General features: G+C 69.5%; 10 protein-coding genes. 7 read left to right on the forward strand and 3 right to left on the reverse strand.

What is annotated here, in order from left to right; all coding sequences use genetic code 11:
* Nucleotides 1-55: 55 nt before the first annotated feature.
* Nucleotides 56-1,216, reverse strand: a complete 1,161-nt coding sequence (locus tag ACIBTM_RS23480; RefSeq protein WP_395879213.1) for a glycoside hydrolase family 105 protein — start codon at nucleotides 1,214-1,216, stop codon at nucleotides 56-58.
* A 280-nt stretch (nucleotides 1,217-1,496) separates the two neighbouring features.
* Here ACIBTM_RS23480 and folP point away from each other — a divergent pair, with 280 nt between their 5' ends.
* On the forward strand, nucleotides 1,497-2,363 hold the full coding sequence (folP, locus tag ACIBTM_RS23485) for a dihydropteroate synthase (protein ID WP_395879214.1): 867 nt from the start codon (nucleotides 1,497-1,499) through the stop codon (nucleotides 2,361-2,363).
* 244 nt (nucleotides 2,364-2,607) lie between these two features.
* Here the strand turns inward: folP and ACIBTM_RS23490 are convergent, their stop codons facing one another.
* Nucleotides 2,608-4,128 carry a sensor histidine kinase gene (locus tag ACIBTM_RS23490; protein WP_395879408.1) on the reverse strand — a complete coding sequence of 507 codons (1,521 nt, stop codon included), beginning with the start codon at nucleotides 4,126-4,128 and terminating at the stop codon, nucleotides 2,608-2,610.
* Nucleotides 4,129-4,344: 216 nt separating this feature from the next.
* On the opposite strand from ACIBTM_RS23490, the gene ACIBTM_RS23495 reads away from it, so the two are divergent.
* The 4 genes from ACIBTM_RS23495 to ACIBTM_RS23510 all read left to right on the forward strand — a co-directional run bounded on the left by ACIBTM_RS23495 (nucleotide 4,345) and on the right by ACIBTM_RS23510 (nucleotide 8,137).
* Complete coding sequence (locus ACIBTM_RS23495; RefSeq protein WP_395879215.1) at nucleotides 4,345-5,406, forward strand: ABC transporter substrate-binding protein; 1,062 nt, start codon at nucleotides 4,345-4,347, stop codon at nucleotides 5,404-5,406.
* Nucleotides 5,407-5,422: 16 nt separating this feature from the next.
* On the forward strand, nucleotides 5,423-6,205 hold the full coding sequence (locus tag ACIBTM_RS23500) for an ABC transporter ATP-binding protein (protein WP_395879216.1): 783 nt from the start codon (nucleotides 5,423-5,425) through the stop codon (nucleotides 6,203-6,205).
* Nucleotides 6,192-7,085 (forward strand): ABC transporter permease, encoded by an 894-nt coding sequence (locus ACIBTM_RS23505; RefSeq protein ID WP_395879217.1) that lies wholly within the window; start codon nucleotides 6,192-6,194, stop codon nucleotides 7,083-7,085. Before ACIBTM_RS23500 ends, ACIBTM_RS23505 begins: the two co-directional genes overlap by 14 nt.
* A gap of 119 nt (nucleotides 7,086-7,204) precedes the next feature.
* Nucleotides 7,205-8,137 carry an acyl-ACP desaturase gene (locus ACIBTM_RS23510; protein ID WP_395879219.1) on the forward strand — a complete coding sequence of 311 codons (933 nt, stop codon included), beginning with the start codon at nucleotides 7,205-7,207 and terminating at the stop codon, nucleotides 8,135-8,137.
* A gap of 102 nt (nucleotides 8,138-8,239) precedes the next feature.
* Here the strand turns inward: ACIBTM_RS23510 and ACIBTM_RS23515 are convergent, their stop codons facing one another.
* On the reverse strand, nucleotides 8,240-9,886 hold the full coding sequence (locus ACIBTM_RS23515; RefSeq protein WP_395879220.1) for a DEAD/DEAH box helicase: 1,647 nt from the start codon (nucleotides 9,884-9,886) through the stop codon (nucleotides 8,240-8,242).
* Between the two features lie 274 nt (nucleotides 9,887-10,160).
* Between ACIBTM_RS23515 and ACIBTM_RS23520 the strand changes: the two genes are divergently transcribed.
* Nucleotides 10,161-11,498 carry a serine hydrolase domain-containing protein gene (locus ACIBTM_RS23520; RefSeq protein ID WP_395879221.1) on the forward strand — a complete coding sequence of 446 codons (1,338 nt, stop codon included), beginning with the start codon at nucleotides 10,161-10,163 and terminating at the stop codon, nucleotides 11,496-11,498.
* 25 nt (nucleotides 11,499-11,523) lie between these two features.
* The gene (locus tag ACIBTM_RS23525; protein ID WP_395879222.1) at nucleotides 11,524-13,254 is read left to right on the forward strand and encodes an acyl-CoA dehydrogenase; all 1,731 of its coding nucleotides are present in this window, start codon (nucleotides 11,524-11,526) and stop codon (nucleotides 13,252-13,254) included.
* Nucleotides 13,255-13,313 lie beyond the last annotated feature (59 nt).

The following is a 13,313-nucleotide window of genomic DNA, read 5'->3' on the forward strand; positions in this document are numbered from 1 at the left end:
GGCGCTTTCCCCAGGTCGGAAGCGGGGAAGGCGCCCTTCGGCCGGTGCGGCGACCTCAGCGGGCGAGTTGCTCATTCATGATGAGGAACGCGCCGAGACCGTGGAAATCGTTGGTGTTGCGTTTACGCGCGTAGTAATACGCCGTGTCGCCGACGTTGGTGCCTTCGGAAATGTTCTTGATATCGGTCAATCCGTCGGAACCGGTCGAAACCTGGGACAGAACCCCGCGATAGCCCTTCGCGGCCACTGGTCCGTACTCCGGGCCGACGTAGCCGCGTTGCACCGCGCGGGAGAGCAGGAAGGTGTACATCGCCGAAGCCGAGGTCTCCAGCCAGTTGTCCTTGTCGCCGCCCCGGTCGACGACCTGGAACCAGCGGCCGGAAGCCCGGTCCTGCCAGCGCGTGTAGCCGGCCGCGAGGAATTTGACGACGTCCACGAGACGCCGTCGTCGCGGATGGTCCTGGGGGAGGACTTCGAGGAGGTCGATCGCCGTCATCCCGAGCCAGCCGATCGCCCGCCCCCAGTGGTACTTCGAATGCCGGCCGGCGCCCGAAGCCCACGGTTCCGAGCCGTCTTCGTCGTAGGCGTGGTAAAGCAGCCCCTTGGCAGGCTCCTTGAGGTGGTCGAAGTAGACGCTGACGTTCTTCGCGGCTTCCTCGTAGCAGTAGCCTGCATCCCCGAAGGTCTTGCCGTACAGGGCGAGGAACGGCTGCGCCATGTACACGCCGTCCGCCCACAGCTGCCCGGTCTTGCTCGTGGCGTGGAACATCCCGCCGTCGGACGTCCGAGGATAGGACGGGAAGCGGCCGCGCAGCTGCTCCGCCGCCTTCTTGTACTTCGCCTGCCCGGTTTCGGTGTACAGCAAGGGGAACATCTGCCCGGAGCGCATGGCGTCCAGGTTGGTGAACCCGTTGGAGATACCGCTGTCGGTGACGAACCGGTCGTACCAGGCGAGGATGAAGTCGAGGTAGGACTTCTCGCCGGTGCGCCGGTACACCAGGTACTGGCCGTAGAGGTAGAGGCCGCGGGTGTAGCCCCAGCCGCCGAGGGTGGCCGGGGTGTGGCGTTTCATCGTCGAGTCGACGACCGCCCGAGACCAGTCCACCGGGGCCGCGGTGGCCACGCCGGGCAGGGCGAGCGCGCCGAGGGCGCCCGCGGTTCCCGCCAGCATCGTGCGCCGGGAGAGCCGTGCCGCGCGAAGAGGATCCGGTGACATTCGAGGTCCTTCCTGCGCCGGGAAACCAGGGGAGTGGGTGGCCGGGATGCCGATCCGCCGTCCGTCGACATCCCGGCCAGTCGTGGGGGCGACTGGGTCGCCGGGCTGAACTTCCTTGCGGGACAACGTCTACTCGTCCGCGCGACGGCGAGTCAAGAGAGATCCGATCTCTTACGTCATATATCAGATATGCCACCCGAATGGGCGCTCCCGGTCCCCGGGACGGTCCCGCTGGGCGGCACTTCTCCTTCCGCGGCGTCCGCTCGCCTACGATCGCTGCGTGAACGAGCTGACCTTCCGCGGGCGCCGCGTCGCCCGGGACCGCGCCCTGGTCATGGCGATCGTCAACCGGACCCCCGATTCCTTCTACGACAAGGGCGCGACCTTCTCGGATCCGGACGCGCTCGCCGCCGTCGACAAGGTGGTGGCGGAGGGTGCCGACATCGTCGACATCGGCGGGGTCAAGGCGGGCCCCGGTGCGGACGTCGATGTCGAGGAAGAGATCCGACGGGTGGTCCCGTTCGTCGAGCGGATCCGCGAACTGCATCCCGGCCTGGTGATCAGCGTCGACACCTGGCGCCACGAGGTGGGCAGGCGGGCGGCGGAGGCCGGCGCGGACCTGATCAACGACACCTGGGCGGGAGCCGATCCGAAACTGGCCGAGGTCGCCGCGGAGTTCGGCACCGGCTACGTCTGCTCGCACACCGGGAACGCCGTCCCGCGTACTCGCCCGTTCCGGGTGCGCTACCCGGACATCGTCGCGGACGTCGTCGAGGAGACGACGGCCCACGCCGAAGCCGTCGTGGCGCTCGGTGTCCCGCGCGAAGGGGTGCTGATCGACCCGACGCACGACTTCGGCAAGAACACGTGGCACAGCCTGGCGCTCCTGCGGCACGCGCGGGAGCTGGCGGACACCGGCTGGCCCGTGCTGATGGCACTGTCCAATAAGGACTTCGTCGGCGAGACGCTCGGCGTGGAGCTCGCGGAGCGGGTCGACGGCACCCTCGCCGCGACGGCCTGGGCGGCGGCCGAGGGGGCGAAGGTGTTCCGGGTGCACGAGGTGCGGCGCACCCGGCAGGTACTGGAGATGGTCGCGTCGATCCAGGGGGTACGCCCGCCCGCGCGCGCGATCCGCGGACTCGCCTAGCGCAGTCGGTCGTCAGCGCGATTCGGTCTGGAGCCGTGGCCCGGGTACCTGCGATCGGGCATTTCGCGTGACTGCGGGGACGACACGCGTGATCGGATGGACGACACGCGTGTCCAGGTGGACGACTCGCGGCGGCCCCGGCCGAGCGCGCGTGTCGTCCATCCAGTCACGCGTGTCGTCCATCTGATCACCAGTGCCGTCCCCGCAGACACGCACCGCGGGCACACCGGACCGCGGCAGGTGCTTAGCCGTCCGTCGGGATGACGGCCGAAACCGTGGTGCCCGAGCCGGGTTCGCTCGCGACGGTCAGTTCGCCGCCGAGCGCGCGGACCCGGTCACGGAGACCGTGCAGCCCGGAACCGCCGCCGATGTCGGCCGTGCCGATGCCGTCGTCGTGGACGTCCACCCGCAGCCCGTCCTCCTCGACGCGGATGCGCACCCGGACCTGCTCGGCCCGCGCGTGTTTCAAGGCGTTGGTGACCGCTTCGGAGACGACGAAGTACGCCGTCGCCTCGACCGCGCCGCTGAGCCGGGGCACGTCCGCCCCATCGAGGCCGACGGCGATCGGGACCCGGTCCAGCAGCGACCGGACCGCGGGGATCAGCCCGGCTTCGGTGAGGATCGGCGGCCGGAGCCCGCGCGCGAGTTCGCGCAGTTCGGTGACGGTGGCCTGCAGTTCGTCGACCGTGCTCCTCAGCAGGGTCGCCACGGCGGGGGTGAGGTCGTCCCCGAGCCGTCGTTCCGCCATCCGCAGCAGCAGCACGACACTGACCAGGCGTTGCTGCGCCCCGTCGTGCAGGTCGCGCTCGACCCGCCGCCGCTCGTCGTCGGCGGCGGCCACGATCCGGGCGCGGGAGGCCTGGACCTCGACGAGCCGCTCCTCCAGTTCCGCGGCCAGCCGCTGGTTGTCCAGTACCAGCCCGGCCGCGGCGTTGAGTGCGTCGATCGACCGGCTGTCCTTCCACACCTCGTCGTCCTGCACGAGCGCGGCCAGCCCGGAGCCGTCGCGTTCCAGCAGGAGCCGGATCATCTCCGCGTTGCCGACCCGCGCCCGCAGCACCCCGATCAGGAACGTCAACGGCCACAGGCAGAACGAGATCCGGTACACGTCCAGCAGCGGTTCGGAGAGCGGGTGCCCGGAGCCGAGCGCGCTGCCGACCGTGGTGCTTACCGCGCCGACCACGGCGATCGCGAGGACGGGGGAGAGCAGCCGCCGCTGCGGAAGCCGCCCGGTGAGCCAGCGGTAGAGCAGTACCACCACGACCCCGCCGCCGATCAGCGCGCCGACCAGCTCCAGCAGCCGTTTGACCAGCTGTTCGGCCTCCGGCGAAGCGACGACCGCGGCGAGGTTCCGCGGATCGTCGTTGACCAGCAGACCGAGGACGGCCGAGGAGAAGACCACGGCGTACGCGGAGAACGCGAGCACCCGCTCCCCGCGGGACCGGAGTTTCCCGTGGGGGAAGGCGAGCACGAGATGCGCGATCACCGGGCTGGACGCGGCCGCCAGCGCCAGGCCGGCGGTGTGCGTGAGCGGCTCGTCGGCGAACTGGAGGTCCTCTGTGAACAACGCGAGCCCGACCAGGGCGATGAGCAGGCCGATGGGGTTCGAGGCGCGGCGTACGTGCGCGACGGCGCCGGCGAGGAGGAAGAGGAACCCCGTCGTGGACGACAGGGTGGTGTCGAGCACGGTGTGCCCGCCGTCGGCGATCTTGAGGGTCGTCGCGACGACGCCCATGCCGATCCCGGCGGTCAGCACGCCCGCCATCGCGACGGTCCGAGGGTGCGTCACCACTAAGCGTGATTCGTCCGTTCGGCCCGGACCGTTACACCGGTCCTGACATGTGGAACAACTGTTCCGCCAGGTGTCAAGCTTTCTCAGCATCTTTCCCGTCATGCGGATGGCGATGCAGGCACGTGGGTGAACATGCGACTCTCGCGCCATCACCCGAGCCGAGTCGTACCCTCCGAAAGGCGACCTTCCGTGAGCACCCACCACAGAACCCGTCTGCTGGCCGCGGCCTTCGCCGCCTTGACCTTGGCCGGCGGGATCGCGGGGTGTTCACGTGCGGACAGCGGCAAGGCCCCGGCGGAGCAGAAGAGCCAGGGCGCCGCGGCCGAGGTGCGTGTCGGCTACTTCCCCAACGTGACGCACGCGCCCGCGCTGATCGGCGCCAAAAACGGCTTCTTCGCCAAGGAAATCGGTTCGACGAAGCTCACTACGCAGACGTTCAACGCCGGACCCGAAGAGGTCAACGCGCTGCTCGGCAACTCGCTCGACATCGCCTTCATCGGTTCCGGGCCCGCGATCAACGCCTTCACCAAGTCCAAGGGCGCGATCCAGCTGGTCTCCGGCGCGGTCACCGGCGGAGCGCAGCTGGTGGTGAAGCCCGAGATCACCGCTCCCGAGCAGCTCACCGGCAAGAACATCGCGACACCGTCGCTGGCGAACACCCAGGACGTCGCGCTCAAGAAGTTCATCGCCGAGAAGAAGCTGCCCGACGTCAAGATCACCAACCTCGAGAACCCGAAGACCTTCGACGCCTTCAAGAAGGGTGAACTCGACGGCGGCTGGCTGCCCGAACCGTGGTCCTCGCGCCTCGTGCTGGACGCGGGCGCGAAGGTACTGCTGGACGAGAAGAACCTCTGGCCGGAGGGCAAGTTCCCGACCACGGTCGTGATCGTCCGCAGCGAGTTCCTGCAGCAGCACCCGGAGACCGTCACCGCCATCCTCAAGGGTGAACTCGCCGCGATCGAGTGGGCGAAGACCAACCCCGCCGAGGCGAAGAAGGTGGTCAACGGAGAACTCAAGGCGCTCGCGGGCAGCACACTGAGCGAGGCCGTTCTCGACCGCGCGTTCTCCGGTATCGAACTCGGCATCGATCCGGTGGCGTCGACCTTCACCCAGCTCGCGCAGGACTCGGTGACCGCGGGCGTGGTGAAGTCCGCGGTGGATCTCAAGGGGTTCGCCGATTTCGGCCCGCTCAACGCCGTGCTCGCCGAGCAGGGCAAGCCCGGCGTGAACGCGCCCGGACTGACGAAGTGACCGGAGGGGATCAGCGATGACGACCACCTTGGAGCCCGGCTTGTCCACCGATGTCGCCGTGCGGCTCGACGGGGTGCGGAAGGCGTTCGGGCCGACCGGCCGCGCCGTCGTGGCCCTCGACGGGATGGACCTGACGGTCGCGCCCGGCGAGTTCGTCTGTCTCCTCGGCGCCTCCGGTTGTGGCAAGAGCACCCTGCTGAACCTGGTCGCCGGTCTCGACCGGCCGACGTCGGGCTCGATCACGCTTGAGACCTCCCGGCCAGCGGTCATGTTCCAGGAGGCCGCGCTGATGCCGTGGCTGACCGCGGCCCGCAACGTGGAACTGCCGCTGCGGCTCGCCGGTTTCGGCCGGGCCGAGCGCCGCGAGAAGGCGGCCGAACTGCTCGAACTCGTCCGCCTCGGCGGCGCGGGCGACAAACGGCCGCACGAGCTGTCCGGCGGGATGCGGCAGCGTGTCGCGCTCGCCAGGGCGCTGGCCGCGACCCTGCGTGTCGGCGGCGACCCGGAGCAGTCGCTGCTGCTGATGGACGAGCCGTTCGCCGCGCTCGACGCCATCACCCGCGACGTCCTGCAGGGTGAGCTGCTGCGCGTCTACCGCAGCACCGGCACCTCGGTGCTGTTCGTGACCCACGACGTCCGCGAGGCCGTCCGGCTGGGCCAGCGGGTCGTGCTGCTCTCGTCGCGGCCGGGCCGGGTCGTGCGGGAATGGCGCGACGTCCAGGCCTCCGACGCCGAAGAGCTCACCCTGGAGATCACCGGTCACCTCCGGGAGGTGATCAGTACCCATGCCGCGGCTTGACCGCCCCGAAACCGCGGTGGTGGACGCCGACGAGGCCGTCGGCGCGGGGCTCGACTCGCTCGACACCCCGGCCGGGGAACGCCGGGAAAGCCGGGGCAAGCGGTTCCTGCGCGGTTTCGTGCCGCCGGTGGTCTTCCTGGCGTTGCTGATCGCCCTGTGGCAGGCACTGTGGGCCGCCGCGTTCTGGCCGGAGGCGATGCTGCCCGCGCCGCTCGCGGTATGGGACGAACTCGTCGGCATCACCGTCGACGGCGAGATCCTCGAATTCGTCTGGACGTCGGTGCACCGGGCGGCGCTGGGCTTCCTGATCGGCGTGGTCATCGGGACCCCGCTCGGCCTGCTGGTGGCGAAGGTCCGCATCGTGCGCGCCGCGGTCGGGCCGTTCCTGACCGGGCTGCAAAGCCTTCCGTCGGTGGCGTGGGTGCCGGCCGCGATCCTGTGGTTCGGGCTGAACGACGCCTCGATCTACTTCGTGGTGTTGCTGGGTTCGGTGCCTTCGATCGCGAACGGTCTCGTCTCGGGCATCGACCAGATCCCGCCGATCCTGCCGCGTGTCGGACAGGTCATGGGGGCGAACCGGCTCTCGTCGGCCCGGCACATCCTGCTGCCGGCCGCGTTGCCCGGTTTCCTGGCGGGGCTCAAACAGGGCTGGGCGTTTTCGTGGCGTTCGCTGATGGCCGCCGAGCTGATCGCGCTGTCCCCGGCCCTGGGCAAAGGGCTCGGCGCGTACCTCAACGAGGGCTCGTCGTTCAACAGCATGGAGGCCGTGATCTCGGCGATCTTCCTGATCCTGCTGGTCGGCGTCGGCATCGAGCTGCTGGTGTTCCGTCCGCTGGAACGTTCGGTCCTGCGGGCGCGGGGGCTGACGGCTTCGCTTTAGGTGCCGTCCGGCCAGAGTGCTCGCGAGACCCGGTTCACCTTCCGCGGGTGGCTAACCTACGAGACCGTAAGTTACGGTGTCGTAGGTAGCGTTTTCCGTACCCTGGAAGGACGAAACGCATGACGGTCCCCGAAACCACCCGGCTGATGCTCGAGCTCGAAGGGACGGTCGAGGAGAACCTCAACCGGCATCTCTCGGTCGCCAAGGAATGGATGCCGCACGAGTACGTGCCGTGGGACGAGGGCCGGAACTTCGCCGATCTCGGCGGTGAAGCGTGGGATCCCGAGCAGTCGCGGGTGTCGCCGATCGCGCGGACGTCCCTGGAGGTCAACCTCCTCACCGAGGACAACCTGCCGAGCTACCACCGCGAGATCGAGCGCGCCTTCGGCCGCGACGGCGCGTGGGGCACGTGGGTGCACCGCTGGACCGCCGAAGAGGGCCGCCACGGCATCTGCATCCGCGACTACCTGCTGGTGACGCGCGCGGTCGATCCGGTCGAGCTGGAGCGCTCGCGCATGCAGACCATGGAGGCCGGTTACGACAGTGGCGACAAGGCGCTGCTGAACGTCTTCGCGTACGTGTCGTTCCAGGAGCTGGCGACGCGGATCTCGCACCGCAACACCGGGAAGTACACGCAGGATCCGCTGTGCGAGAAGCTGCTCGCGCGGGTCGCGATGGACGAGAACCTGCACATGCTCTTCTACCGGAACCTGGTGCAGGCGTCGCTGGAGCTTTCACCCGACGCGATGATGCGCGCCATCACCGACGAGGTCGTCCAGTTCCAGATGCCGGGCGCGGTGATCCCGAGCTTCGTGCGGAAGGCCGCGCTGATCGCGAAGGCGGGCATCTACGACCTGCGGATCCATCACGACGAGGTGATCTGGCCGTTGCTGCGCCAGTGGAAGATCTTCGAGCTCGAAGGGCTCGGCGAGGTGGGGGAGAAGGCGCGGGACGAACTCGATCAGTTCCTGAAGGCCCTCGACACCCAGGCGTCGCGCTTCGAAGAGCGTCGTGCGGCTGCCGAAGCCCGTTCCGCCGCCCGTCACGCGTGATCAGACAGCGATCGAGTGTGACTGGCCGGACGTCACGCGTGATCAGACGGACGACACGCGTGTCGTCCGTCTGATCACAGGTGTCGTCTGTCTGATCACGGGTCAGCGCGAGCGGCGCGAGCCGGCCCGGGTCCCCGAGGAGAACGCGGCGGCACCGCCACGGCGGGCCGGAGCGCCGCCGGACTGGTTCCGCGAGGACTGGGACTTGGCGGCACCGGAACCCCGGCGCGGCTGCGATTCGGCGGAAGCGCGACGACCTTGGCCGCCCTTGGGCGCGCCTTCGCGACGTCCGGTGGACTCGGCCGCACCACGGCGGCCCTGGCCCGCGGAAGCGCCGCGACGGTCGCCCTCGGTGCGAGGCTGACGCGAACGACCGTCCGAGGAGCTGCCGCGACGTCCGCCGGAAGCACCCCGGCCACCGGCCGAGGGACCACGGCCACGACCGCCACGGGCACCGCGGCCGCCGCTTCCGCGACCGGCGGGACGCTCTTCGTCGTCGCCCTTGGCCGGGATGGCCTCGCCGGACGCGGTGACCTTCTTCGGCCGCGTGTCCACGATCGGCCGCCGCGGCGACGCGGTGAACGAACGCTCACCTGGCGCCAGCTCCGACAGCAGCGGGTGGCCGGGGCCGAGCTGCGTCGTGGTCGGCTTGATACCCGCCTTGCGGGTGAGGTCGCGGACGTCGCCGACCTGCGCGTCGGTCATCAGCGTGACGACGGTGCCGGACGCCCCGGCCCGCGCCGTCCGGCCGGACCGGTGCAGGTACGCCTTGTGCTCGACCGGCGGGTCGGCGTGGATGACCAGCGTGACGTCGTCGACGTGGATACCGCGCGCGGCGATGTCGGTCGCGACCAGCGTCTTCGCCGCGCCGGACGCGAACGCCTCCAGGTTGCGGGTCCGCGCCGTCTGGCCGAGGTTGCCGTGCAGTTCGACCGCCGGCACGCCGGAGGCCATGAGCTTGCGCGTCAGCTGCTTGGCGCGGTGCTTCGTGCGGGTGAACACCAGCGTGCGGCCCGGGGCGGCGGTGAGGTCGATCAGCACCGGCAGCCGGTGGGTCTCCTCCAGGTGCAGCACGTGGTGCTTCATGGTCGAGACCGGCGACTGGGCCGAGTCGACGCTGTGCGTCACCGGGTCGTGCATGAAGCGCTTGACCAGCACGTCGACGCCCGCGTCGAGGGTCGCGGAGAACAGCAGCCGCTGCCCGCGCTCCGGGGTCTCGGCCATGATGCGCCGGACGTCGGGCAGGAAGCCGAGGTCGGCCATGTGGTCGGCCTCGTCCAGCACGGTGATCTCGACGTGGTCGAGTTTCGCCTCGCCCGAGCGCATGTGGTCGGCGAGCCTGCCGGGGCAGGCGACGACGATGTCGACGCCGTCACGCAGGCGGGTGATCTGCGGGTTCGGGCTGACCCCGCCGAAGATGGTGGTGACCTTGAGGCCGAGCGGTTTGGCCAGCGGCAGGAACGACGCCTCGATCTGGGTCGCCAGCTCGCGGGTCGGCGCCAGTACCAGCGCGCGCGGGCGGCCGGGGCGGCGGCGGGTCGGGCCGTCGGCCAGCCGGGCGAGGACGGGCAGCACGAAGCCGTACGTCTTGCCGGAGCCGGTGCGGCCGCGGCCGAGGACGTCCCGGCCGGCCAGCGAATGCGGCAGCGTGGCGGCCTGGATCGGGAACGGGCTGGTGACGCCCTGTTCGGCGAGCGCGTCGACGATCGTCTTGGGCAGGCCGAGTTCGGTGAAAGTAGGTGTGCTCATAAGCGTGTGGGCGCGGGGCGCCCTGGTGTCTCCGTAAGGATAGAAAGGGTTGTCCTGCCCGGCGCAGACCTCGGGGGGCCGCGGCGCGTGGTCTTCGACAACGAAACGCGGCCCGAGGCAGAACTGAGCGGACCGCGTCGTCCAGTGTACTGGGTCGTGATCTCCCGGGCTACGTGATATCGCCCGCACCGGCCCGGTGATGTTCGTCGGTTCGGACGAGCCGGACGCGTCGTCGCGGTGAAACGCTGGCCTGACCGGACGAAAGGGGACACGGGTGTCGAAGGTTCAGGAACTGCAAGGGGCGCTCGACGAGGAGGCGCGTCGCGCGAGCGTCCCCGGAGCCGTGGTGGGGCTGACGCATCGGGGCGAGGAGTCGGTGTTCGCCACCGGAGTGTCCAGTGTGGACACCGGGCTCCCGGTCGATCCCGGCACGTTGTTCATGATCGGCTCCACCAGCAAGACATTCGCCGCGGCCGCCGTGCTGGCACTGGTCGAAGACGGCGTGCTGGACCTGGACAGGCCCGTCGTCGAGCACCTCCCCGAGCTTCCGCTGGCGGATCCGGTGGCGCGGAAGACGGTGACCCTGCGCCATCTGCTCACGCATTCGGCCGGGTTCCTCGGCGACGTGGACTTCACCACCGGCTGGGGCGACGACGCGCTGGCCCTCGCGATCGCGAAGTTCGGCGACCTCCCGCAGAACTTCGCGCCCGGTGAGGTGTTCTCCTACTGCAACGCCGGGTTCCAGCTGGCCGGGCGGGTCGTCGAGGTGGCGACCGGCAAGACCTTCGAGGACGTCGTCCGCACCCGGCTGCTCGAACCGCTCGGCATGACCGAGTCGTATTACCTGCCGTGGGAGGTGCTCACCCGCCGTCACGCCGTCGGTCACCTACTGCGGGACGGCGGACCCGCGGTCGAGCACACCGTGGGCCTGACCCGCGCGGACAGCGCGAGCGGCGGACTGTGGTCCACGGCGGGCGACCAGCTGAAGTGGGCGCGGTTCTTCCTGACCGGCGAGGCCGAGGGCGAGGCGCCGCTTGGCGAGGCCACCCGCGATCTCATGCGCGCGCCGCAGCGCAAGGCCGCGTTGCGGTTCGAGGAGGTCGGGCTGAGCTGGCTGCACACGACCCACGGCGCGGCCCGGCTGGTCCGGCACGGCGGCAACGTGAGCAACCTGCAGCTCTCGGAGTTCGTGACCTTGCCGGAGGAGGATTTCGCCGTCACGGTGCTGACCAACAGCGCGGGCGGGTCCGCGCTGGGCGCCAAGATCGTCGACTGGTGCCTGGAGCACGTGGCCGGCCTGCCGCCGCTCGCGACCCCGCCGCCGGTGCCGCAGCCGGATATCGCCGAGTACCTGGGCCGCTACCAGACCGGTGACCTGGCGTTCGTGATCAGCGACCGGGACGGTGCCCTCTGGGCCCAGCTGGTCGCCGAAATCGAGGACTTCCCGTCGCCTCCGCCGTTCGAGGCCGTTTTCGTCGGCGGAGACGCGATCGCCCCGGCCGCGGACACCCGCAAGCCCACCGCGCGGTTCCTGCGCGACGAGCGTGGACGGGTGACTTCGGTCGAGTTCGGTGGCCGGACGGCGAAGCGAGGCGCTACGGTTACCGGGTAGTAACTTCGGCTGACCAGGAGTGACCATGAGCGAAAAGGCGACCGCGTTGTTGCTGAACCCGGGTGGGTACGACCCCCAGCAGTTCGACCCGGAGACGCGTCGCCTGTTGCGTGCCACCATCGAGTGGTTCGAACAGCGTGGCAAGCGCAAGCTCGTCGAGGACTACCACGACCGGACGTTCTACGCGGACTTCATCGAGTTCGCGGGCAAGGAAGGCGTGTTCTCGACCTTCCTCACACCTGGCGCCAACGCCGAGGGGAACCCCGACAAGCGCTGGGACACCGCGCGGGTCGCGGCCCTGTCGGAGATCCTCGGCTTCTACGGCTTGAACTACTGGTACCCGTGGCAGGTCACCATCCTCGGCCTGGGCCCGGTGTGGCAGAGCGCGAACGAGGCCGCCCGCAAACGCGCGGCGGACTCGCTCGCGGCCGGCGGCGTCGCCGCGTTCGGACTGTCCGAAAAGGAGCACGGGGCCGACATCTACTCGTCGGACCTCGTGCTCACCCCGGACGGCGCGGGCGGCTACCGCGCGAACGGGTCGAAGTACTACATCGGCAACGGGAACTGCGCGCGGACCGTATCGGTGTTCGGCCGTATCGACGGTGTCGAGGGCCCGGACCAGTACGTGTTCTTCTACGCGGACTCGGAACACCCGAACTACCGCGTGGTGAAGAACGTCGTGCCGTCGCAGATGTACGTCGCCGAGTTCGAGCTCGACGACTACCCGGTGTCCGAAGAGGACATTCTGCACGTCGGCGGCGAGGCGTTCTCCGCGGCGCTGAACACGGTCAACATCGGCAAGTTCAACCTGTGCTTCGGCGGCATCGGGATGTCAACGCACTCGCTGTACGAGGCGATCACGCACGCGCACAACCGGGTGCTCTACGGCAAGAAGGTCACCGATTTCCCGCACGTGCGCCGGGAATTCGTCGAGGCGTACGCGCGGCTCGTCGCGATGAAGCTGTTCTCCGACCGCGCCGTGGACTACTTCCGCAGCGCGAACGCGGACGACCGCCGGTACCTGCTGTTCAACCCGATCACCAAGATGAAGGTGACCACCGAGGCGCAGAAGGTCATCGGACTGGTCGCGGATGTGGTGGCCGCCAAGGGTTTCGAGGCCGACACCTACCTCGCGATGGCCAAGAACGACATCGACGGCCTGCCGAAACTGGAGGGCACGGTGGCGGTGAACCTCGCGCTGATCGCGAAGTTCGTGCCCGCGTACCTGTTCGCGCCGCAGGCCTACGAGCCGGTGCCGACCCGCTCCGACGCGGCCGACGACGAGTTCCTGTTCCGCCAGGGCCCCGCGCGCGGGCTGTCGAAGGTGCGCTTCCACGACTGGCGCGAGGCCTACGCCAAGGCGTCCGCGATCCCGAACGTCGCGCGGTTCACCGAACAGGCCGAGGCGCTGGTGAAGCTGTTCACCGACGCGGCCCCGGACGAGGCGCAGCAGCAGGACCTCGACTTCGGTCTCGCGCTGACCGAGCTGTTCACGCTGGTCGTCTACGGGCAGCTGGTGCTGGAACAGGCGGAGATCACCGGGATCGAGACCGAGGTCGTCGACCAGATCTTCGCCGTGCTGGTGCAGGACTTCAGCGTCGCCGCGATCGATCTGCACGGGAAGTCGTCCTCGACCGACGCGCAGCAGGCGCTGGCGCTCGCTTCGATCCGGAAGCCGGTCGTCGACGCGGACCGCTTCGACCACGTGTGGTCGCTGGTGCGTGACCTCTCCGGTGCCTACGCGATGAATCCCTGACCCAAGTACATGAAGGCCCCCATCCTTGCGCCTAGGTACAGGATGGGGGCCTTCATGTA

Source organism: Amycolatopsis sp. NPDC049868 (assembly GCF_044461365.1).
Lineage (GTDB): Bacteria > Actinomycetota > Actinomycetes > Mycobacteriales > Pseudonocardiaceae > Amycolatopsis.